The organism is Phreatobacter stygius (assembly GCF_005144885.1).
GTDB lineage: Bacteria > Pseudomonadota > Alphaproteobacteria > Rhizobiales > Phreatobacteraceae > Phreatobacter > Phreatobacter stygius.
The window spans coordinates 789,288-812,095 of the sequence record NZ_CP039690.1 but is presented as its reverse complement, the minus strand read 5'-3'; the positions used below and the strand labels follow the sequence as shown (position 1 = coordinate 812,095).

Below are 22,808 nucleotides of genomic sequence, written 5' to 3'. Positions count from 1 at the left end.
CCTCCAGGGGTGCGGAGATATGCCACGGGACGGGCGGGCTATAGCCGAAATGGCGGCGCGGAGCAACGGTCAAGCGCAATGGCCGCGCCAGGGGCAACCAAGCAAGGCATTGCAGCCGGCGCCGTCGCGCCGTGCCGGACACTTTGTCGTGACATATGTCCCCAGTGCATGCCTCGCGGCGGCGTGCCAATCAGATATGGCCGGGTTCACGGCAGCAAACGGCCATACCCATGCGGTGAGCCAATGGCTGTCATGGTTTCCGGTAATGGTGTCGCGCCGCAGCATGCGGTAGACGGCAGCAAATTGCGTTGACGACGCGTTATTGCCTGGGATCGTTACTTTGATGACCGACATTGCCACGAACCGTCCCCTGACCAAGGGTGACGCGAAAACGCTCGCTCTTGCCTCGCTGGGCGGCGCGCTGGAGTTCTACGACTTCATCATCTACGTGTTTTTTGCTGCCGTCATCGGCAAGCTGTTCTTCCCGCCGGACATGCCGGAATGGCTGGAGCAGATCCAGACCTTCGGAATCTTCGCGGCTGGATATCTGGCGCGGCCGCTCGGCGGCATCATCATGGCGCATTTCGGCGACAAGACCGGCCGCAAGCGCATGTTCACCCTGTCGATCTTCATGATGGCCGTGCCGACGCTGCTGATCGGCCTGATGCCGACCTATGCCTCGATCGGTTATGCCGCGCCGGTCCTGCTCCTGGTCATGCGCATCTTCCAGGGCGCGGCGATCGGCGGCGAAGCGCCGGGCGCCTGGGTGTTCGTTTCCGAGCACGTGGCCGAGAATCGTGTCGGGCTGGCCTGCGGGCTTCTGACCGGCGGCCTGACCGGCGGCATTCTGCTGGGGTCGCTGATGGCGACCGCCATCAATTATGTCTATTCGCCCGCGGCCATTCACGACTGGGTCTGGCGCATTCCTTTCCTGGTCGGCGGGGTGTTCGGCTTCGTCGCGATGTATCTGCGCCGCTGGCTGTCGGAAACGCCGGTTTTCGAAGCCATGCGCGCCCGCAAGGCGACGGTTCAGGACATGCCGATGAAACAGGTGCTGTCAGGCCACGGGCCGGCGGTCATCGTCTGCATGCTGGCGACCTGGATGCTCACCGCCATCGTCGTGGTGGTGATCCTGACCACGCCAACCCTGATGCAGCGCCTGCACGGCATCGCGCCCTTGACCACGCTGATCGGCAGTGTCGCCGCGACGCTTGCCATCACGGTGTCGGCCATCGCGGTCGGCGCGCTGATCGACCGCTTCGGCGTGCTGGCGGTGAGCCTGGTCGGCGGTCCCCTGATGATCGCCGCGACCTATGCGCTGTTCATCGGCACCGCCGCCGATCCGGCCAGGCTGGTGCCGCTCTATGCCTTGGCGGGGCTCGCCGCCGGCATGATCACCATCGTGCCGGTCATCATGGTGCGCGCCTTTCCGGGCGCCGTGCGCTTCTCCGGCGTGTCGTTCTCCTACAATGTCGCTTATGCGGTGTTCGGCGGCCTGACGCCTGTCGCGGTGCAGGTGCTGCTGACCTCGGATACGCTCGGCCCGGCCCATTACGTCGCCGGCGCAACTGTCATCGGCATGGTTGCGGCCATCGCCAATGTCTGGCGCGCGGCCGGTCGCCCGGTGGCCCTGCCCGCCGGGTGAGAGCCGGCCGGGCGAACCGCAGCGACCTAGGACACGACCTGGCGCCCGGGCTTGGGATTGATATGGGCGGCGAGATGGCTGAGCCGGTCCTGGCCGAAGAAGGCTTCGCCATCGGCGATGAACCAGGGAATTCCAAAGCAGCCGCCGGCAATCGCGTCGGCATTGCTCGCATCCTGGTCGCGCCGCGCCCCGGCCCAGGCCGCGGCGGTCAGGATCCGTTGCGCCCCGAGGCCAAGGCTGTCGGTTGCCTCGACTATGTCCTCGAGGCTGCCGATCGGTTTGCCCTCGCTGAAATAGCGATGCCAGGTCACCTGGAGGAAGCGCTTGGCGAGCTGGGTGTTTTCGTCGCGAAGCCCCCAATAGGCGGATTTCGCGAGGGATGTGTCGCGGGCCGAGGCCGAGGGGGAGCGAAGTGACGCGCCGCGCCGTGCCGCACAGCGCATGGCGTCGCGCCTGATATAGGGGCCCTTCAGCCGGCGTATGGTCCGATAGGCGTCCAAGACGCCCTGGGCTTCCCAGACCGCGTCGATTTCGACGGGGCGCCACGCCACGGTTCGCCCCGCGGCCGCGGCAATGTCCTCGATGTCGAGCGAGGCGATATAGCTGTAAGGCGATGCGAACTCGAAAAAGAATTGGATCTCAGCCATTTCGTTTCCCCGTGTCGGGTCGGTCGCCGGGATATCGGCCTATTGGCGGGCCTGGCTCATGGCGGCCTCGAACATCCCGGCGGCTTCGCGCACCGCCAGGGTAATGGCTCGCCCGTCCGCCTCGACGCGGGCCTGGATGAGGCTGCCTTCCAGGAGGGTTACGGCGAGCGTTCCCAAAGTCTCGGCCCTTTCGGCGGCGACATGGGAATCCATCAGCGCCTTGGCGAACAGGCCGGCCCAGTCGGCAAACACCGCCCGGCCAGCCGCCGTCACCGTGGTTTCGGCGGGTGCGATTTCCAGAAGAACCGTGGCGATCGGACAGCCGTCGCGATATCCCGATTGCTCCAGCCAGACGATCAGCAACGCGCCATAGGCGAGGATCGCGGCGGCCGGGTTGCCGTCATGCCGCGCGAGGAGGTCGGCCAGCGTCGCGGTGACCTTGCTCCCGGCATAACCAATGGCCGCGGCGCCGATTTCGGCCTTGCCGCCGGGAAAGTAGTGATAGAGCGAGCCCTTCGGCGCGCCGGACCGGGCGACGATCTCATTGGTGCCGGTTGCGGCGTAACCGGCCCGGCGGAACAGATCGGCGGCGGCCCGGATGATCTTGTCGCGGTGTTTCGGTGCCGTTGGCATGGCGTCTCCGGTCGAGATGACAGGTCCTCAATATATAGACTGGTCTATATCAATCGTCTTGGCCTCACCAGAGGCAAGCCACCACGACCGCGCCCTCGGCCCGATGCCACGCGTCACATGGCTTCCAGGGTCGCACCGGCGGGTGCATCGTCGTCATGGCAAATTCTTGCCATCCGACGATCAGATAATTACCAGGATAAAATATGTATGGCAATAATACCAAGGTAAAATAATGAAAGCTATCCCGGGCTGCCCGCGGCGCTCGCCGCGCGCGCCACCCGCCTGATCGCCTGGGGCGGCTGGCCGAAAGCGCGCACAAAGGCCCGGCGCATGCGTTCGGGATCGGTAAAGCCGACGCCGCGGGCGATCGCTTCGATCGGTTCGCGTCCGGCTTCGATGCGGGCGCGGGCAGCCTCGGCGCGCAGCCGCTCGACGGCCTTGGCGGGCGTCTGTCCGGTCTCGGCCAGGAAGGCGCGGCCGAACTGGCGCGGGCTGAGGCAGGCGACGTCGGCGAGGCGCTCGACACTCAGGGTTTCGTGCAGGTGATCGCGGGCATAGGTGAGTGCTTCGCGGATCCGGCTCGACGGCGGGTCGAGCTCGAGCAGCGTCGAGAATTGCGATTGTCCGCCCGGGCGCCGGTGATAGACCACGAGATGGCGGGCGATGGCGCGGGCGATGTCGAGGCCGAGATCGTCCTCGACCAGGGCCAGGGCCAGGTCGATGCCGGAGCTGACGCCGGCCGAGGTCCAGATCGGGCCGTCCTTGGTGAAGATCCGGTCAGCCTCGACCCGGATGCGCGGATTGTGCCGCTGCAGCGACGCCGCATAATGCCAGTGGGTGGTCGCCCGCCGCCCGTCGAGCAGGCCGGCTGCGGCCATCACGAAGGCGCCGGTGCAGACGCTGGCGACGCGCCGGCAACGCTCCGGCGCCTGGCCGAGAAAGGCCAGCAGGGCAGGGGCCTTCGCCGCCTCGCGCGTACCGGCGCCGCCGGCAACGATCAGCGTGTCGAGCGGCTGGCCGTCCAAGGGATTCTTGCCCAAGGCCTGGGTCATCACCTCCAAGCCGGACGAACTGGTGACCGGGCCGCCCTGCTCGGACAGCACGACCAGCCGGTAGGGCGCCATCGACAGCGCACGGGTCGGCGCGTCGAACACCGCCAAGGGGCCGGAGAGATCGAGGATCTGGAACGACGGGAAGACGAGAAATCCGATTGTTTTGGTCATGCTGTTTTGGTCATGGCCTGAAATGAGGGATCAATGTCATTCAAGTCGCGACCTTGATCTGCGAGCTTTGCCCTGTCAACGCCTTGGAGGCTCCCGATGACCACGCCCTTCTCGATCGTCTTCCCGCTCTATGCCGGCATGACCCATCTCGATTTCACCGGACCGCACCAGTTCCTGTCGCGCCTGCCGGGCGCTCAGTTGACGGTCGCCTCGGTCGGCGGCGTAGCGGTCAAGGCCGATGGGCTGACCTTTGCCGATCTCGCCAAGCTCGAGGAGATTGAGCATTGCGACGTGCTCTGCGTGCCGGGTGGCGCCAGTTGCACCAACGCCATGCAGGACCCGGTCTTCATGGCGGCGGTCCGGCGGCTGGCGGCCGGCGCGCGTTATGTCACCTCGGTCTGCACCGGCTCGCTGATCCTCGGTGCCGCCGGCCTGCTGGAAGGACGTCGCGCCGCCTGCCACTGGGCCTGGCGGGAATTCCTGCCGCTGTTCGGCGCCATTCCGGATCCGGGCCGGGTCGTGCGCGACGGCAATCTGATCACCGGCGGCGGGGTCACCGCGGGCATCGATTTTGCCATTACGCTCGCCGCCGAACTGGCCGATGCCAATGTCGCGCAGGCGATCCAGCTCGGCCTCGAATATGCCCCGGCGCCGCCGTTCAATGCCGGCCACCCGGACACCGCGCCGGTCGAGATCTACACCATGGTCTCATCGATCAGCGGCGCCAACAACAAGCGGCGGCGCGGTGAGGTCGAGCACGCCGCGGAAGCCTATGCCGCGGGCAAGCGCGCGGCGGCCTGAGCGCGGACGAGGCCGGCGCCGCGACGCTTCGTGCGCCGGTTCAGAACCTGACCGCCAGATTGGCCTTGACGCCGTGATCCTGGGCGCCACGGGCAATCTGGCCGGCGTAGGACAGGCCGACCGTGGCGGCGCCGGTGAGCTTGAGGTCGAGCCCGGCGTCGACGACGGCGCTGTCTCGGGCGATCGGCACGCCGGCAATGGTAAAGGCGCTGCTGCCGGCAAAGGCCTGGGTGGAGAGCGGGATGGTATTCCCGAAGGCGTGACGCCAGCCGAGCGTGGCGCGGGCCGTCGCCTCGATCGCGCCGAAGGCAAAGCCGGTCTCGGCGCGCAGGCCAAGCGTGGTGAAGGTGGCGCCGGTCGAGCCGGCGCGGATAGAGAGCGCCGCCATGCCGCCCTGTTCGGCGAAGCCGTCGGTGCGCAGGCTGACATAGGCGAGATTGGCGAAGGGCTCGAGCCGGAACGATCCGGCCCCGAGACGATAGCCGAGCTCGCCGAAGACCTGGACGGTGCCCGCGCCGCTCTTGCTCTTGAGGCTGTCGGCGAAGCCGGGGAGCGCGACCGAGCGGCCGGCCGCGACATCGTGCCATGTGTAGGCAAGGCCGGACCTGAAGGCCAGATTGCCCCACTCGGTGCCGGCATAGAGGCCCAGGTGATAGTTGTCGCTCGCGCCCGAGGCGGCGCGATCCCGCGTGTTGAAGGTCGAACGGCTGTAGCCGGCCAGGAGGCCGAGACGCCAGTTGTCCGCAACCAGGCCGTCGGCGCCGATCAGGAAGCCGCCGGTGGAGCGGGTGAACCTTGCGGCATTGCCGTCGCCGTTGAAGCGGCCCCACGCGCCGAAGGCGGTGCCCCAGGCGGCGAAGCGGTCGGTGGTCGCGGGGGCGAGCTCAGGTCCGCCGGCCGCATAGGCCATCACCGGCGTCGGCGACGCGCCGACAGCGCCGAAGGCCGCGCGCAGCCGGTCGATCGCGGCGGCGCGGACGAAGCGGCTGTCCTCGATCAGCGCGCTCTTGGCCGAGGCATGGACCTCGCCGGAAAGCGCATCGAAACTCCGGCGCGCGATATCGGGGCTGGTCGACAGCGCGACGGCGCGCCAGACGGAAGAGGTGTCGGGCAGCGTCTCGACCGCCGCCCCGGTGGCGACCTGGTTGCGGGTCATGCCGACGCTGGCGAAGCCAACAGCGTTGCGGGTCAGTTGCAGCGTCACGTCGTTGCCGTCGCCGCCGGCATAGTCGAGCCTGGGATCGAGGAAGACCAGGTTGCTGGTGACCGTTGCGAAGGTGCCGGTAACCACGCCGGCGCTCTGCTTGTCGATGATGGTGAAGGGACTGTTGATGACGTTCCAACTCGCCGCCGTCGTCGGCGACGGCACAAGGTCGAGTGTGGCGCCCGAGATGTCGACAGTGCCGGCGACGACGATCTTGTCGGTCTGGGCCAGCCTGCCTTCGATGCGCAGCGTGCCGTGGTTGGCATAGTTCCCGGCAATGGTCTGGGTGCCGATGGAATTGCCCGGCGCATGGACGCCGCCGAAGGCGATGGTGACGGTCGAGCCGGTGCTGCCGACCGTACCGGTGCCGCCGAGCAAACCGCCCGAAGCGACGATGAGCGATCCGCCGAGCGATCCACCCGAGGCATCCCCGATACTGAGCATGCCGCCGCTGATGGTGGTCAAACCGGTAAAGCCCGAACTGTTGCCGGTCAGCAGCAGATTGCCGGTCCCGGTCTTGGCAAAGCGACCGGCGCCCGAGACGATGCCGGCATAGGCGCCATCGCTCGCCTGGTCGAAGCTGAATGACCCGGGCGAGGCGATGGCGACATTGCCGCCGAAGCGGTTTGTCGCCGAGACCAGCCCGCCGGTTTCCACCGACCAGTCGAGGACAGAACTGCCCGCCAGCGTCAGCGTTCCCGCGCCGCGCTTGATCATCGCGCCGTGATTGCCCGACAGGCCGGCGATATTGCCGGCAAAGCTGGCATCCGTTGCCTGGTCGAACACCACCGTGCCGGCCGTGCCGATAGTGCCGCTGATCGAGGCCGCATTGCCGATCAGCGTGCCGGCCTGAACCAGCGTATTGCCGTAGCCGTTGGCCCCGGTCAGCACCAGCGTGCCCGCGCCCTGCTTGATCAGGTCGCCGGGGCCGGAGACCGTGCCGGTGAGGCCGAGCGTGGTTGCCGCCCCGACATCGAAGCCGCCGCCGCCCGCGCCGAGCGTGACCGCGCGCGCCGTGTCGAAGCCGGCCGTCGTCGCGAGCCTGCCGCCGTTGAAGGCGAGCCCGCCCGAGGCGGCACCGAGATTGGCGTCGGCGGCAACCGACAGCACGCCGGCATTGATCGTGGAGCCGCCGGTATAGGTGTTGGCGCCGGTCAGCGTCAGCGTGCCGGCGCCGGTCTTGGTCAGGCTGTTGCCCGTACCATCCGTCAGGACCGAGCCGATCGTGACGCCGACGCCGTTGTCGACCAGGATTGTCGCGGCCGGGCCAGAGGCCGGATTGAAGGCGAGCGCGCCGCCGCTCAGCACATAGCCGTTGGTCGAGAATTGCAGGGTATCGAAGTTCTGCGTGCCAGAGACGGTGACGGTTCCGGCCGCGCCCCTGAACACGCCGACCGAGCCGCCCCAGGTGCCGTTGATATTGGCTTGGCCGGGCATTCCGGTCCAATTGGTTCCCGTGCTGCTCCAGATACCCGCGGCGCCGTCGACACTGCCGTTGCCGGTCGTATCAGCACCGTCCCAGAAGTGCATGGTCTGGCTCGCGCCGAGCACCGACAGGTTGACCTGATCGGGAATGCCGTATTGCACCTGATGGCTGGCGACGGTGAAGCCGCCATTGGTCGAGGTTACGGTTTCCATGCCGAAGGTGCTGCCGGCCGTCAGCGTGCCGTAGTCGAACAGCCGGTAATAGCCGGCCGAGGCGACACGGGCTTCGAGCGTTCCGCCCAGGGTCAGGGTGCCGCCGACCTTGACCAGGTCATTGCCGGTGGCCGGGCCGGTGCCGCCGACGCTGCCCGGCGTGTTCAGCTCGAACACGGTCCTCGAGCCGCCGCTGAGCGTCAGGTTGCTGGTGAAGGTCAATGTACCGGGGCTGTTGCCGGCCGACAGCGTGCCATCGACCGTGACATTGCCGGTGAGTGTCCCCGCGCCACCGAGCGTGCCGCCGTTGGCGACATTGACGATCCCGCCGAGCGTGCCACCCGTCGCATCCCCGACCAGCAGCTTGCCGCCCGACACCGTCGTCATGCCGGCAAAGCCCGAACTATCGCCGGTGAGCAGCGTCGTGCCGGCCAGATGCGCCACGCTATGGGTGCCGGTTCCCGAGCTCACCAATCTGGTCGAGAAGCGATAATCGGCATCCGCGTGGTTGAAGACGAGCTTGCCGGTGCCGTCGCCGAACCGTATCTCGGCGGCCTTGAGCGTGCCGGCTGCCCCGCCCGACGCCGCGCCGATGTTCAGCGTTCCCGCTGACGTGCTGGAATAGCCCAGATGGACGAGGCCTGAACCCGCGGCGCTCGAGACGGTCCCGCCATCCGCGATGGTCAGTGTGCCATGGCCGGAATTGCCGACAAAGAGGTCGTTGGAATTGTCCCAGCGCGCGCCTGCTCCCGCCACCGTGACCGTGCCGACCGAGGTCGCGAACCGACCGACATAGCCAACCCCATTGGTGACGGTACCGCCCGCGCCGATGCTCAGTGTGCCCTGGCCGGAATTGCCGACAAAGAGGTCAATGGAATTGGTCCAGGTTGCGCCCAGCCCCTCGACCGTGACCGTGCCGACCGCATCGGCGGCAGCAGCGCCGATAAAGCCTTGCCCATTGGTGACGATACCGCCCGCGCCGATGGTCAGTGTGCCTTGGCCGCGATGGCCGACATGGAGGTTGCTGGAATTGCTCCAGGTCGCGGCTGTTCCGGCCACTGTCGCCGTGCCGACCGAGCCATTGCTGCGGCCGACATAGCCGTGGGCATTGGTGACGGTACCGCCCGCGCCGATGCCCAGCCTGCCTTGGCCGGCATCGCCGACGGTGAGGTCGCGGGAATTTTCCCAGCGCGCGCCTGCTCCGGCCACTGACGCCGTGCCAACCGAGCTATTGCTGAAACCGATAGTGCCCCACGCATTGGCGACGGTACCGCCGGCGCCGATGCTGAGCGTGCCCTGGCCGCCATAACCGACATGGAGATTGTCGGCATTGGTCCAGGCCGCGCCCGCTCCCGCCACCGTCACCGTGCCGACCGAGCCATTGTCATCGCCGATAGTGCCGTAGGCATTGGTGACGGTGCCGCCAGCGCCGATGCTCAGCGTGCCTGCGCCGCCACGGCCGACCATCATGTCGCTGGAATTGACCCAGCGCGCGTCCGTTCCGGCCACCGTGACCGTGCCGACCGAGCCATTGTCATGGCCGATCGCGCCGACCCCATTGGTGACGGTTCCGCCCGCACCAATGCTCAGTGTGCCTTGGCCACCAAGGCCGACACTGAGGTTGCCGGAATGGGCCCAGCGCGCGCCCTGCCCCTCGACGGTGACCGTGCCGACCGCGTTGGCGACAGCGCCGATCAAGCCGTCCGCATTGGTGACGATGCCACCCGCGCCGATGGTCAGTGTGCCTTGGCCGGAATGGCTGATGGTGAGGTCGCCGGAATTGTCCCAGCGCGCGTCCGTTCCGGCCACCGTGACCGCGCCGACCGAGCCGGAGTTGGTGCCGATCGTGCCGACCCTGTTGGTGACGGTGCCACCCGCGCCGATGGTCAGCGTGCCTCGGCCGGAATTGCCGACGGTGAGGTCGCGGGAATTGTCCCAGCGTGCGCCTGTTCCGGCCACCGTGACCGTGCCGACCGAGCCGGAATTGGCGCCGATAGCGCCGTGCCTGCTGGTGACGGTGCCGCCCGCGCCGATGGTCAGTGTGCCTTGGCCGTCAAGGCCGGCAGAGAGGTCGTAGAAATTTTCCCAGCGCGCGCCGGCTCCGGCCACGGTGACCGTGCCGACCGCATTGGCGCCATAGCCGATATTGCCGTGCCCGTTGGTGACGAACCCGCCCGCGCCGATGGTCAGAGTGCCTTGGCCGCCATCGCCGACGAAAAGGTGGCCGGAATTGAGCCAGACCGCGCCTGGTCCGGCCACCGAGACGGTGCCGACGGAGCCACTGGCCAAGCCGATATGGCCGCTCAGATTCCTGACGTTACCGCCCGCGCCGATGGTCAGCGCGCCCCGGCCGTTTTGGCCGACACGGAGATCCGATCCACCCAAGTTCCATGTCGTCGGGTTTGGTGACGACGGGGAGACGTCATTGTCGGTCGCATCGATGGCGACGCCGGGAGGGATCGACTGGGCAACCGCCGGAGAGGCCGCGCCCAGCAGCAACGCGATCAGCGAGCAGGAGCCAAGCGGAACGGTCCTGCCCATGCCCCCATGCGGCGCGGATGCGCTCGCGTCCCGCACACGCCGCAAAACCCTGGTTTTCCCCAATGCTATCACTCTGGACGCGAATGCCTCGCGCGTTTCACCTTGAGGTTTAAGGGGGCGATTTGCCAGAGAATCGGCGGACGCAGCTGCAAATTTGGCAATAGGTGCAAAATTGTCGTCTGCCACTGCAAGCGAGGTCAAACGAACCGCGGCCCTGACGGCTCTTCGAATCACGACACGGGCGTCAGCGCAGATGCCGCATCCAGTCCCACATGCTGCGCGCGTTCCGGCGTCCGGTGAGCTCATCCTGCCTGCCTTCGGCGGCGAAGGCCCGCATCTCGCGCGGGCTCATGCCGAAAGCGCGGCGGAAGACACGGCTGAAATTGGTCGGGTCCGAAAAACCGAAATCCGCGGCGATCTCGGCGATCGACATGTGCCGCAAGGCCGGCGCGACGATCGCGGCCTTGGCGCGGCGCAGCCTCACCTCCTGAATATAGGCCGCAACGCCGCCATAGGCGCCCATCAGGTAATAGAGCTTGCGCTGTGACATGCCGAAGGCAGCCGCGATCCTGGCCGCTGCCAGATCCGGCTCCATGGCATGCTCTTCGATGTAACGGCAGATCCGCGCCGTCAGCGCCGATTGCAAGGTGGTGGACTGTCCTTCCGACGCGCTTCCGTTGATCGCCGCCGCGGCAAGCTCGAGTGTCGGGCGAATGACGGCGCGCGCGGCCTCCGGGCTCAGTTCCGGAGTGGCCCGATACAACTCGTATAAATGGCTGCGGAACAGCGATACCAACGGGTCCTTGCCGGAAATGACGTGGGCATTGTGCTCGTCCGGCGCGCTGAGCAGGGGCGCCAGAACCGGGCGGGGCACGACCAGAAAGAGATCATCCTGGCCATTGAGCCGCGAGGAACTTGTCTGCGTCTGGTCGAGGATCAGCAGGTCCCCTGGCTCGATCCGCTGATAAGGACCGTTGTCTCGCGAAACGCCACACGCCCTGCCATGGAAATGCAGCGTGTAGCTGTCCAGTCCATCTCGCGCGGCTTGTGCGCGGGCGCGGCCGACCTGCTGCCTCACCCTGACTTCCAGCGAACCGAAGATGAAGCTGTCGAAGTGAGACGCTCTCGACCTGATGTGGATAGGTCGTTCCGGCTGGTTGTGCAGCTGGATATTGTACATGCTGCCCAAGCCCTCCTGCCAAGCTTCAATACCGGCTTTGACGGGAAGCTCAGTCAGGTCGAAGTTCGACTGCGGGATGCTTGGGGTCAAAATGTTCGCCGCCGCCTTATTGGTCGCCAAGGTCCGCTTTCGCCGTTGCGCCACAATCTTTGATGGCCGCCAGCGAAAAGGCAATTGAGGAGCCGTCGTCGTTGCCATCTGGCCGCGCGTCGATCACCTCGGCGCATGATCGCATGGCGCTGCATGACGCGGTCGCCGCCATTCATGCCGATCTCAGCCTTCCTGGTCGCCGAAGATCGTCTCGAAGGCGGATTGCAGGTTCTCCAGCGACAGCGGCCGATAGGTGAAGACCACCTTGCGCGCGCCGGCCGGCACTTCGACGCCACGAAACAGCACGTCGGTTCGAAGCAGCGGGCGGCGCTGGCCGTCGACCTCGACCTCCCAGCCGGGATACCAGGGCGCATGCAAGGTCAGGATCGCGGTGGCGCGGGTCTCGACCGCGATCTCGACCCGGTCGGGCGCCGAGGCGACGATATCGGCCTTGCCCGGCGTCTGGGACAGCGCTTGCGCATAGGTTTGCGACAGGTCGTCATCGTCGTCGACCATCACTTCGGAACGGCTCAGGCGGGCCGGAAAGCGGCCGGTATCGATCAGTTCGTCGGCATCGGCGACCCGGACGATATTGGCCAGCTCGACCCGCGGCGCGACATCCGGCAGCCGGTAGATCCAGGCACGCGGCCCGGCCATGACGACTTCGGCAACCGTCCGGCTGCTCAGATGCGGCATCTCGTTGATCGGCCGGTCGAGCACGACATATTCGAGGCCGAGCAGCTTGCCGAGCAGGCAGTCGTAACCCGGGAACGAGGTCGGGAAGCGCCGGTGCAGGGCGGTATAGGGGCTCTCGCCGGGCGAGACCAGGCGGTCATAGGGGCCAATGCGCAGCGGGTTGTAGCCATTGGTCGCCTCGAAACCGAAGACCATGGCGGCGTTCTGCCAGGGGCCGCCGAGCCCGACGATCTCGACCCGCGGGCGGGCCGCGCCGGTCGAGCGGCTGGCGATCTCGCGCTGGATGGTGTCGATGATGCGGGCGGTCTCGCCGGTCGGCCGCTCCAGGAAGGCGTAATAGGCCTTGGGCTCGGCATTGAGCGAGGAGGCGGCATTGCGCATGACCAGTTCGCCCGCGGTGAAGGCGACCGCCACACTTGCCGCGACCAGGCGGCCGCGCGCCGAGCCGGCGAGCATCAGGAGCGCGATCAGCCCGCCATAGACCGGCACGGTCTTGGCGATCTCCAGGCTTGCGGCAAGGCCTTTCGACGACAGCATGGAAAAGCCGATGGCCCAGCCGAGCAGCAGCACGACGAGGCCCGCGACCACGGCCAGGAGCCAGGCGGGCGGCGCCGGCAGGCCTTTGCGGACATAGTCGGCGACCAGGTGACCGCTCAGATAGCTGAGCGCCAGCACCAGGATGAAGGCGCCGCCGACCGGTCGGCGGAACAGCGCGACGCCGGGGAAATAGTCGAACATCAGCGGGAAGAACGGCGAATAGCGGCCAACCGCATAGAGCACCGCCAAGGCCGCGACGGCGGCGAACAGGCGCCGACCGGGAACGATCAGGCGGCCGCCGGCAATGCCGTGCCAGATGACCAGCAGCGCGGTCAGGCTGCCGGCGAACAGATAGTTGAACGAGCGGTCGGTGGCATCAAGGCCGGGCCGCGTGCCATGGCTCGGGCCCCAGTCGCCGAGGCTCGAGGGCTCGAGCGAGCCGAAGATATTGGGCACCAGGAAATTGGCGAAATTGACCGGATAGAGCGACGACAGCAGCGCCAGTTCCAGGCCGATCTGCGGCCGGTTGGAAAAGGCGGCGAATTGCAGGGTCAGCAGCATTGGCACGGCGATCAGCGCAAGGCCGGTGAGCGCCATTACCAGCAGCACCGGAACGCGGCTGGCGGCATAACGCCATGCCGCCGGCTGGACGATGACGTGGCGAAGCGCCAGGGCCGCCAGCACGACCGACAGCAGGAGCGGCGTCTGGGTGCGGCCGAGGGCCACCAGGCCGGCGGTCGCGCCGAAGCCTATGGCCGCCAGGATCGAGCGCCGGTCGAAGGCGATCTCCATCAGGAGCAGGGCCAAGGGAAACAGCCCGAACGCGGTGATGATGCCGACATGGTTGAGCCGGCCGGAGACCACGCCGCCGAGCATGAAGACCGAGGCGGCGAGCACCGAGGCCGCCGCCGGCCAGCCGTGGCGATGGCCGAAGCCGACCAGCGCCAGCCCGCCGATCAGGAGATGGGCGAAGACCAGCAGGTCGAAGGTGATGAGCGAAGGTGCCGGATCGATCATCGCCCAGGCGACAAAAAGCGGCGAGAAGATCAGCGATTGCGGGTCGGCGATGCTCGGATGGCCAGCGTAATGATAGGGGTTCCAGAACGGTGTCGCGCCCTCATGGATGGCTTGCGCCATGAAACGGAAGAAGGCGTAGAACTGGTTCTTCGAGTCCCAGGGCACCACCACGTCGTTCAGCGGCCACTGGATCGCCGCCGCCGTCCAGATGACGACGACCGCCAGAAGTGCGGCCCAGAGACCGAAACGTCTTGTGGAAATGGCGTGATGGACAAGCGCCCGGACGGGCGCGACGGCAAGCAATCGGTGACGCACTCAAGCAATCAAGGCGCGAACGCCCAGCCCCCCGGCCAAACGACTTCCGCTGGAACGGCCCTCTCTGAGGCCTTGGCGGACATGCGAATGGAACTGTTCCATCAGTGGAATTCAAGCCGATTGTCTGCTTGAGGAGACCTTTGTCCTGACATTTTGAAGCAAGTTTGCAAGGTGCGGCCGATCGGCAACACTTCCGTCCGAGACGACCGCCGCGGCCCGGTGGTTGCCGCAGGGCCGGCGCGCCGTGGTAAGCTGCCGCCATGGCCAGTTACGATCACACACGATCGACCTATGGCGGCTTGCGCGGATTGATCGCCAATGCGGCGACACGTTTGCGCGGCTTCGGCGAGGTCGGCGCCAGGCGCTTCAACGAGCTGATGCCGAAGGGGCTTTACGCCCGTTCGCTGATCATCGTGATCGCGCCGATCGTCATCCTGCAATCGGTCGTCGCCTATATCTTCATGGAGCGCCACTGGCAGCTGGTGACGCTGCGCCTGTCGGGGGCGGTGACCCAGGACATCGCCGCGCTGATCGACATTCACAAGACCTATCCGCAGGATCGCGACTTCGAGACGCTGCGCCGGATCGCCCGCGACCGGTTGAACCTGATGGTCGAGATCCTGCCGCCCGAGCCGCTGCCGGCACCGGGGCCGCGGCCGTTCTTCGACGTGCTGGATGCGGCCCTGTCGCGCGAGATCGCGCTGCAGATCGGCCGTCCCTTCTGGATCGATACGGTGGGCAATTCGGCGCTGATCGAAATCCGCGTCCAGCTCGAGACCGGCCAGATCCTCAAGGTCTTCGCCAGGCGCGGCATGGCCTATGCCTCCAACAGCCACATCTTCCTGGTCTGGATGGTGATCGCCTCGCTGGTGCTGCTGGCCATCGCGATCCTGTTCCTGAGAAACCAGATCCGGCCGATCCAGGCCCTGGCGGCGGCGGCCGAGGAGTTCGGCAAAGGCCGCGAGGTCATCGGCTTCAGGCCGCGCGGCGCAAGCGAGGTCAGGGCGGCGGCGCTCGCCTTCATCGAGATGAAACGGCGCATCGAACGGCAGATCGACCAGCGCACCACCATGCTCGCCGGCGTCAGCCACGACCTGCGCACGGTGCTGACCCGGTTCAAGCTGGAACTGGCGCTGCTGCCCGATGATCCCGAGATCGAGGCCATGCGCCGGGATGTCGACGAGATGGGGCGCATGCTGGAGGCCTATCTGGCCTTTGCCCGCGGCGACATGGGCGAGCTGCCGGCGCCGACCGACATGCAGGCCTTCCTGGAGGAATTGCGCGCGGCGGCCGAGCGTTCCGGCCACAAGGCGAGCGTCAGCTTCCACGGCGAGCCGATCGTCAAGGTCCGGCCGGATGCGTTCCGCCGCTGCCTCGCCAATCTGGTCAGCAATGCCGCGCGCTATGCCGATACCATCGCCATTTCAGGCCATCGCGACCATCGCTGGCTGACCGTGACGATCGACGACGACGGGCCGGGCATTCCGCAGGAGCGGCGCGACGACGTGTTCAAGCCGTTCCTCAGGCTTGACGATGCGCGCAATGTCGATGAAGGCGGCACTGGCCTTGGCCTGGCGATCGCCCGCGACATCGCGCGCTCCCATGGCGGCGAGATCAACCTGTCGGACAGTGCGCTTGGCGGCCTGCGCGCCACCGTTCGGGTGCCGGTCTAGGCCCCAGCGAAGGGCGGCCGAACAGGCTGGTCGCGCGTCAGGCGGGCATCGTCTCGGCGCCGCGCCAGCGGGCCAGGCACCACAGAACGATGTCATGGACAATCAGCGACAGATGGCTGCCGGTGATCGCCGCCGACAGCGCCATGCCGGCAAGCCAATAGGCCGGCAATGACGAGAGCATGGTCGAGGCTGAAGGTATCCGGCTTGCTTCGTCCAGGATCGGCTGGGCGACATGGGCAAGCAGCAAGAGGCCGGCAAGGCCGCCGAGCACCACGGCGCTGGCGCGGGTATTGGCCAGCGGCCGGCTCGGGCCGAGGAGCGGGCGGATGAGCCCGATCAGCACCAGCGTGCCGATCACCGCCCAGGACAGCGCATGCGTGCCGGCATAGACCATGGCCTCGAAGCTGCGCCGGGCACCGATCAGCGCGTCGAGCCGGGCCTCCAGGGTTTCCGGCGCCATCCACAGGATCGCCAGCCGATAGCCGGGCACCGGCTCGATCAGGCCGTGGCCGGTGGTCGCCGCGGCCAGTGCGACGGCGACGAGATAGATGCCGCAAAAGGTGACGATCAGACGCTTCACAGGGGCATTCCCATCCTGGTCCCATCGGACCCTAGGTGTTTAGTCCCGGCATTTGATGGAGTGGATCGAGCCTGAATCGTTGAGGCTCTGTTGTCCAGAGTTTGCAGATGAATTCGTAGGGTGTGAGGCCCTTGAGGGTCTTCAGCCTCCGCCCGAAATTGTAGGCGCTGACGAAGTCGGCGAGATGCGCTTCGAACTGCCGGTGGCTGTCGTAGTGGTAACGCTTGACGGTGGCTTCTTTGATGGTGCGGTTCATGCGCTCGACCTGGCCGTTCGTCCAAGGGTGCTTCACCTTGGTGAGGCGGTGCTCGATGCCGTTCTCCTGGCAGCGCATGCCGAACATGTGCGTCACGTAGCGCGCCGTCGGACCATCGGCATACCGTGGCGGGAAGGTGAACTGGATGCCGTTGTCGGTGAGAACGGTATGGATCTTGTAGGGGACGGCCTCGATCAAGGCCGAGAGGAAGGCTGACGCGGAGGTCCGCCCCGTCTTCCTGACGATCTGTACGACGGCGAATTTGCTCGTGCGATCGATGGCGACATAGAGGTACAGCTTGCCCTCAGCGGTCTGCACCTCGGCGATATCGATGTGGAAGAAGCCGATCGGATAGGATTTGAACTTCGTCTTCGCCGGCTTCTCGCCTTCGACCTCGGGCAGGCGGCTGATCCCGTGACGCTGCAGGCAGCGGTGCAGGGATGACCGCGTCAGCGTCGGGATCGTCGGCTGTAGCGCATAGAGGCAGTCGTCGAGCGGCAGCAAAGTATGCTTCCGGAAGGCGACGATCACGGCCTCTTCCTCAATCGTCAGCACTGTCGAAGTCGGGTTCTTCGGCCCGGTCGGCACATCGGTCACCGAGGTCCGCTTCTTCCACTTCGCGACCGTCTTCTGGTTAATCCCGTAGCGCTTAGACAGAGCCCTCAGGCTCTCTTGACTATGTTGTATCGCTCGACGGACCGCCTCAGTCGTCGTGGCGCTCCCGTGGAGAACCTGGCCCATAGCGCGTCCCTCGATTCCTGCATCGAGATTGCACCATCAAAGCCCGGGATCAAACACCTAGGTGGGCAAGGGCGGCTTCCGCAACGAAATGGTAAAGAAAGGGTTAACGGCGCGGCTCGCAACGATACCCTTGCGGACGTGGCGGCGGCCGACCGGCGGACGGCTTTTGCAACGGGGCGACTTGCCCCTAGGATGACGGCTCCAGGGTTCGACAGCCGGGACCAAGCAATGACCAACCCAGCCAGCCATGCCATGCCCGATGTCATCCGCACCTGGCATCAGATCGTCGAAGCGCGTGATCCGAAGCGGCTCGACGGCTTACTTGCCGACGACGTGGTTTTCGTCTCGCCGGTGGTGCACACGCCGCAAACCGGCAAGGCGGTCACCGCGGCCTATCTGACCGCGGCGCTGCAGGTCCTGAACAACGGTCATTTCCGTTATCTCGGTGCCTGGTACGGCGAAGCCTCGGCGGTGCTGGAATTCGAGACGACGGTCGACGGCATCGTCATCAACGGCGTCGACATGATCGGCTGGAACGAGGCGGGCAAGATCACCCATTTCAAGGTGATGGCCAGGCCCTTGAAAGCGATCAACCTGTTGCACCAGCTGATGGGCGCCATGCTGCAGAAGATGGCCGGCAGGCCGTAGCCGAGAAATTCGGGCTCACGCTCGCGGTGGCGGCCGGCAGGAGCTGGCGAGGCGTGCGGTCTCGTCGCGCGGCACGAATTTCAGCACGATGCGGCCGCCGAGCATGCCGCCGCTCGGCCGCCAGTCGCCCGGCACGCGCATCTCGGGCGCGGTGTCTTCGCACAGGCAGCCTGAGCAATAGGTGAAATAGCCGGGCCCGGCCGGCGCCGCCGCCGATCCGCCGGCAAATAAGAAAAGGCCCGCCGCGACAACAGTCGCCGCGGGCAGGAGCCGGCGAAACGGCACAACGATCAAGGTCGCCATGGGCAGGCTCCGAACGGCCGGAACGGCCGCGACTTGAGCCATGGGTAGCGCGGCGCGGCGGGATGGTTCAATCCACCCCGCCGGGAGCCTTGCCGGTTCAGCGCAATTCGGCGCAGAACTTCTGGATCTTCTCGCAGGCAGCCGTCAGCGTTTCCGTCGATTCGGCATAGGACAGGCGGAACGCCGGGCCAAGGCCGAAGGCCGAGCCGTGAACGATGGCGACGCCCTCGTTCTCGACCAGTTCCATGGCGAAGTCCTCGTCGGTCTCGATCACCTTGCCGGACGCGGTCTTCTTGCCGATCGCGCCCTTGATCGAGGGATAGACGTAGAAAGCGCCTTCCGGCACCGGGCAGCTCAGGCCCTTGGCCTGGTTCAGCATCGAGACCACCAGGTCGCGGCGCTGCTCGAAGGCCTTGCGGCGGACCGGAATGAAGTCCTGCGTGCCGTCGAGCGCTTCCACCGCCGCCCATTGGGCGACCGACGAGGCGCCCGAGGTCTGCTGGCCCTGGACCAGGTCCATCGCCTTGATCAGGCTCTCCGGGCCGGCGGCATAACCGATCCGCCAGCCGGTCATGGCATAGGCCTTCGACACGCCGTTCATGGTCAGCGTGCGCTCATAGAGCGAGGGCTCGACCTGCGCCGGCGTGGTGAAGGTGAAATCGCCATAGACGAGGTGCTCGTACATGTCGTCGGTGAGGATCCAGACGTGCGGATGGCGCACCAGCACGTCGGTCAGCGCCTTCAGCTCGGCGCGCGTATAAGCGGCGCCCGTCGGGTTCGACGGCGAGTTGAAGATGAACCACTTGGTCTTCGGCGTGATGACCTTGTCGAGCGCTTCCGCGGTGAGCTTGTAATTGGTCTCCGGCCCGGCGCTGACCGGCACCGGCGTGCCGCCGCACAAGGCCACCATTTCCGGATAGCTGACCCAGTAGGGCGCCGGGATGACCACCTCGTCGCCGGGATTCAGGGTCGCCAGGAAGGCGTTGAACAGCACCTGCTTGCCGCCGGTGCAGACGATCGCCTGCTGCCACTTGTAGTCCAGGCCGTTCTCGCGCTTGAATTTCCTGACGATGGCCTGGCGCAGCTCGGTAATACCGGAGACCGGGGTATATTTGGTCTTGCCCTCGGCGATCGCCTTGACCGCGGCCATCTTGATATTGTCAGGCGTGTCGAAGTCGGGCTCACCCGCGGAGAGCGAGATGACTTTCTTGCCCTGCGCGTTCAAATCGCGCGCCTTCTGCGCCATGGCAATGGTGGCGGAAGGCTTCACGCGCTTCAGGGCGTCGGCAAGGAAGGCCATCGAGGGGCTCCGTCTGGTTTTACTTTCTCCGCCAAGCCGCTAAGACCACACCGAACTGCTTGGCAATCCGGGCGCGAGCTTTAGTCGCGCGAAACGGAGCGAACAAGCGAAAATCCCTGATGGGAGACATCATTTTGGGAGGCACCTCGATGACGACCCGCCGCACCGTTCTGTCTTTGATGGGGTCGGCGCTCGCCGCCCCGGTCTTTCTGCGCGACGCTTTGGCGCAGCGGCAGACCTGGGCGCCGACCCGCCCGATCCGCCTGATCGTCGCCTATCCGGCCGGCGGACCGACCGACGGCATCGCCCGCATCGTCGCCCAGGACATCGCCGGCCCGCTCGGCCAGGCCGTGGTGGTGGAAAATGTCGGCGGGGCGTCGGGTGCCATCGGCACGCGCCAGGTGGCCAGGGGTGAACCCGACGGCCACCTGATCACCTTCGGCAACAACCAGACGCATGGCAACAACATGTTCCTCATGCGCGAGCCCGGCTATGACGCGGTCAAGGATTTCGCGCCGCTGGCCGGCGCCGGCGCCTTCGAGCACATTTTCGTGGTCAAGAACGACCTGCCGGTGAAAACGATCCCTGAACTGATCGCGCTGGCCAAATCGAAGCCGGGCGAACTCAATTACGGTTCGACCGGCATCGGCTCCGGTTCGCACCTGTCCACCGAACTGTTCATGGTGCGCACCGGCATCCAGATGACCCACGTGCCCTATCGGGGTGCCGCGCCGCTGGTGCAGGACGTGGTCGGCGGCCGCATCGATGTCGCCAATTCGACCATGGCGAGCGTCTTCACCCAGATCCAGGGTGGTCTTCTGCGCGGCATCGCGATCGGCAGCCCGAAACGCAATGCCCAATTGCCCGACGTGCCGACCTTGCGCGAGCAGGGCGTGACCAATGCCGATGCCGAGAGCTGGACCGGCTTCTTCGCGCCGGCCGCGACGCCGCATCCGGCGATCTACCGGCTGTCCAAGGAAATCCTGGCCTCGCTCGCCAAGCCGAGCGTGGTCGAAGCCATCACCAAGCTCGGTTTCACCATTTCGGTGCGCGACCCGGAAGCCTTCAAGCCCTATCACGAGCAGGAGATGCGCACCTGGGCCGAGGTGATCAAGGCAGCCAACATCAAGCCGGAGGGCTGACAGGGCGGTCCGGCCGGGTCGTCGCGCCGCTCCCGGGATGTTGAAGCGCGCCGCGAATTCGCGCCGGACTTCCGCCGCAACGTTCGGTATATCGAACGTCATGACATTGACACTCCATGCCATGCAGCGCTCGGCCAATTGCTACAAGGTGCGGCTCGCGCTCGCCCATCTCGGCCAGGACTTTGTCCTGAAAGACGTGGATATCCGCCGCGGCGATACCCGCACGCCGGAATTCCTGGCCTTGAACCCGCGCGGCCGCGTGCCGGTGCTGCAACTGGACGACGGCACCGTGCTGATCGAATCGAACGCCATCCTGCTGTTTCTCGGCGAGGGCACCCGGTTCGTGCCGGAGGACAAGATCGCGCGGGCCCGCATGATGCAATGGATGTTCTTCGAACAGAACTCGCATCACCCCTCGATCGGCGAAGCCCGCTTCTGGATGACGCTCATTCCCGGCGGGCGCGAACTGAAGCGCGACCTGATCGACGACTGGATGGAGCAGGCCGAAGGCGCCCTCGCCCGCATGCAGGATCAACTGACGCGCCATCCCTTCATCGCCGGCGACAGCTTCACGCTCGCCGATATCGCGCTCTACGCCAATACCCATCTCGCTGCGGAGGCCGATCTCAACCTGCAGGCCTTCCCGGCGGTCTTCGACTGGATCGGCAGGATCGCCGCCATGCCCGGCCATGTCGACATGGACTGGCGGCCGGCCGGCTGAGACGGGCCTGACCGATGGGATCAGCCGACGAGGCCATCCATGGGCCTGACCGCCAGGCTGCCGGGGAACACCGTCTCGGCGAGGTGGCGCGGATCCGCGGCAAGGTGGTCGCGCAGCACGCCCTTCAGCACCGCCCGCAGGTCGGTGGTGGCTTTCAGGTCGCGGCCGTCATGGAGGTCGGCCGGGGCGAGGCCCGGCCAGTCGGCCAGCACCCGCCCGCCCTTGACCGCGCCGCCGGCCAGCAGCGCGACGGTGGCGGTGCCGTGATCGGTGCCTTCGGTGCCGTTGACCCGGGCGGTGCGGCCGAATTCGGTGATGAAGGTGATGACCGTCTCAGCCCAGGCCGGCCCCAGGATGGTCTTCGCCTCGGCCAGGGCCTGGTCGATGGCCGCGAGCCGGCCGGCCAGCTGGCCGGTGGCGCCGCCTTCATTGGCATGGGTGTCGAAGCCGTCGAGCGCCAGCGCGCCGATACGTGGTCCGTCCGGCTTGGCGAGAAAGGACGCCGCGCCGGACATGGCCTGCACGACATAAGCGGTCTGGCGGCGCGCGCCGTCGGTCGAGACCTTGCCGAGATCGCGGTCGGCGCGCCGTTCGAGGATTTCGGCAAAGGCCGGATCGGTGTGGCGATAAAGCGCGATCAGGCGATGGGTCAGGTCGTCGCCGGCGGGCGGCAGGGTCTGCGGCTGCCAGGCCATGACCGGCGCCCGGCCACGCGCGACCAGCGGCACCAGCGGGCCGACCCCGACAACCGGGCGCCTGATGATCCGGTCGCCCGGCGCGAGCGTCTCGAGCGCCCGGTTCAGCCAGCCGGATTCATGGAAGCCGAGCTTTTCGGTGCCGCTCTCCAACAGGTCCTGGCCGTCGAAATGCGAGCGTTCGCGGTAGGGACTGGCGACCGCATGGACGATCAGGGCTTGCCGCGCCTGGTAGAGCGCATGCAGTTGCGGCATCGCCGGATGCAGCGCGAAGAAGCCGTCGAGCGGGCGCGCGGCATTGTCGCCCGTGGCTGACAGCGCGATGGCGCCGCGCAAGCCGGCATAGGCGGGATCGGCGACCGGCGCCGCCAAGGACAATCCGTCGAGCGCGCCGCGCAGCACCACCACCAGCAGGCGCGGGTCGCGGCCCTCGGCGCGCGCCAGCTTGGGCGCGGCGGCCCAGGCGAACATCAGGCCGGTGGCGCCGAGAAAGGCCCGGCGCGACAGGTCGAGCCGGCTCTCGCAGTGATCGACGTGGTCGGCGCGGGGCCGGTCGGCCGGATGGGACAAGGCGGTTGGCAT

17 protein-coding genes are annotated in these 22,808 nt (G+C 66.8%); 6 read left to right on the top strand and 11 right to left on the bottom strand.

Features of this window, described 5'->3' with window-relative positions; all coding sequences use genetic code 11:
* The first annotated feature begins 343 nt into the window (after positions 1-343).
* Positions 344-1,645, top strand: coding sequence for an MFS transporter (locus E8M01_RS03800; protein WP_136958895.1), 1,302 nt, complete (start codon positions 344-346; stop codon positions 1,643-1,645).
* A 26-nt stretch (positions 1,646-1,671) separates the two neighbouring features.
* Here E8M01_RS03800 and E8M01_RS03795 read toward each other — a convergent pair whose 3' ends face one another.
* From E8M01_RS03795 to E8M01_RS03785, 3 genes are all read right to left on the bottom strand, one after another.
* Entirely contained in the window at positions 1,672-2,292 is a 621-nt protein-coding gene (locus E8M01_RS03795; protein WP_136958894.1) for a 2-hydroxychromene-2-carboxylate isomerase, read from the bottom strand.
* A gap of 39 nt (positions 2,293-2,331) precedes the next feature.
* Entirely contained in the window at positions 2,332-2,925 is a 594-nt protein-coding gene (locus tag E8M01_RS03790) for a TetR/AcrR family transcriptional regulator (RefSeq protein ID WP_136958893.1), read from the bottom strand.
* Positions 2,926-3,164: 239 nt separating this feature from the next.
* A complete protein-coding gene (locus E8M01_RS03785) occupies positions 3,165-4,148 on the bottom strand; it encodes a GlxA family transcriptional regulator (RefSeq protein ID WP_136958892.1) in 984 nt (327 codons plus the stop codon).
* A gap of 96 nt (positions 4,149-4,244) precedes the next feature.
* Here E8M01_RS03785 and E8M01_RS03780 point away from each other — a divergent pair, with 96 nt between their 5' ends.
* A complete protein-coding gene (locus tag E8M01_RS03780) occupies positions 4,245-4,949 on the top strand; it encodes a DJ-1/PfpI family protein (protein WP_136958891.1) in 705 nt (234 codons plus the stop codon).
* Positions 4,950-4,989: 40 nt separating this feature from the next.
* Here E8M01_RS03780 and E8M01_RS03775 read toward each other — a convergent pair whose 3' ends face one another.
* The 3 genes from E8M01_RS03775 to E8M01_RS03765 all read right to left on the bottom strand — a co-directional run bounded on the left by E8M01_RS03775 (position 4,990) and on the right by E8M01_RS03765 (position 14,167).
* The gene (locus tag E8M01_RS03775; RefSeq protein WP_170181767.1) at positions 4,990-10,533 is read right to left on the bottom strand and encodes an autotransporter domain-containing protein; all 5,544 of its coding nucleotides are present in this window, start codon (positions 10,531-10,533) and stop codon (positions 4,990-4,992) included.
* 43 nt (positions 10,534-10,576) lie between these two features.
* Positions 10,577-11,632: a helix-turn-helix domain-containing protein gene (locus tag E8M01_RS03770; RefSeq protein WP_170181766.1), complete on the bottom strand. Its 1,056-nt coding sequence runs from the start codon at positions 11,630-11,632 to the stop codon at positions 10,577-10,579.
* A gap of 153 nt (positions 11,633-11,785) precedes the next feature.
* The gene (locus E8M01_RS03765) at positions 11,786-14,167 is read right to left on the bottom strand and encodes a YfhO family protein (protein WP_136958888.1); all 2,382 of its coding nucleotides are present in this window, start codon (positions 14,165-14,167) and stop codon (positions 11,786-11,788) included.
* A gap of 260 nt (positions 14,168-14,427) precedes the next feature.
* On the opposite strand from E8M01_RS03765, the gene E8M01_RS03760 reads away from it, so the two are divergent.
* Positions 14,428-15,840 (top strand): ATP-binding protein, encoded by a 1,413-nt coding sequence (locus E8M01_RS03760; protein WP_136958887.1) that lies wholly within the window; start codon positions 14,428-14,430, stop codon positions 15,838-15,840.
* A gap of 37 nt (positions 15,841-15,877) precedes the next feature.
* Here the strand turns inward: E8M01_RS03760 and E8M01_RS03755 are convergent, their stop codons facing one another.
* Positions 15,878-16,420, bottom strand: a complete 543-nt coding sequence (locus E8M01_RS03755) for a hypothetical protein (RefSeq protein ID WP_136958886.1) — start codon at positions 16,418-16,420, stop codon at positions 15,878-15,880.
* A gap of 31 nt (positions 16,421-16,451) precedes the next feature.
* Entirely contained in the window at positions 16,452-17,417 is a 966-nt protein-coding gene (locus tag E8M01_RS03750; protein ID WP_136958885.1) for an IS481 family transposase, read from the bottom strand.
* A 228-nt stretch (positions 17,418-17,645) separates the two neighbouring features.
* Here E8M01_RS03750 and E8M01_RS03745 point away from each other — a divergent pair, with 228 nt between their 5' ends.
* Positions 17,646-18,065 carry a nuclear transport factor 2 family protein gene (locus E8M01_RS03745; protein WP_246088586.1) on the top strand — a complete coding sequence of 140 codons (420 nt, stop codon included), beginning with the start codon at positions 17,646-17,648 and terminating at the stop codon, positions 18,063-18,065.
* A gap of 15 nt (positions 18,066-18,080) precedes the next feature.
* On the opposite strand, the gene E8M01_RS03740 is transcribed toward E8M01_RS03745, so the two are convergent.
* Both E8M01_RS03740 and E8M01_RS03735 read right to left on the bottom strand, forming a co-directional pair.
* Entirely contained in the window at positions 18,081-18,368 is a 288-nt protein-coding gene (locus tag E8M01_RS03740; RefSeq protein WP_136958884.1) for a hypothetical protein, read from the bottom strand.
* 97 nt (positions 18,369-18,465) lie between these two features.
* Positions 18,466-19,668 carry a pyridoxal phosphate-dependent aminotransferase gene (locus tag E8M01_RS03735; protein WP_136958883.1) on the bottom strand — a complete coding sequence of 401 codons (1,203 nt, stop codon included), beginning with the start codon at positions 19,666-19,668 and terminating at the stop codon, positions 18,466-18,468.
* Positions 19,669-19,817: 149 nt separating this feature from the next.
* On the opposite strand from E8M01_RS03735, the gene E8M01_RS03730 reads away from it, so the two are divergent.
* Both E8M01_RS03730 and E8M01_RS03725 read left to right on the top strand, forming a co-directional pair.
* The gene (locus tag E8M01_RS03730; protein WP_170181765.1) at positions 19,818-20,810 is read left to right on the top strand and encodes a Bug family tripartite tricarboxylate transporter substrate binding protein; all 993 of its coding nucleotides are present in this window, start codon (positions 19,818-19,820) and stop codon (positions 20,808-20,810) included.
* A gap of 100 nt (positions 20,811-20,910) precedes the next feature.
* On the top strand, positions 20,911-21,531 hold the full coding sequence (locus E8M01_RS03725; protein WP_136958881.1) for a glutathione S-transferase family protein: 621 nt from the start codon (positions 20,911-20,913) through the stop codon (positions 21,529-21,531).
* Between the two features lie 20 nt (positions 21,532-21,551).
* Here the strand turns inward: E8M01_RS03725 and E8M01_RS03720 are convergent, their stop codons facing one another.
* Positions 21,552-22,808, bottom strand: a complete 1,257-nt coding sequence (locus E8M01_RS03720; RefSeq protein WP_136958880.1) for a DUF1501 domain-containing protein — start codon at positions 22,806-22,808, stop codon at positions 21,552-21,554.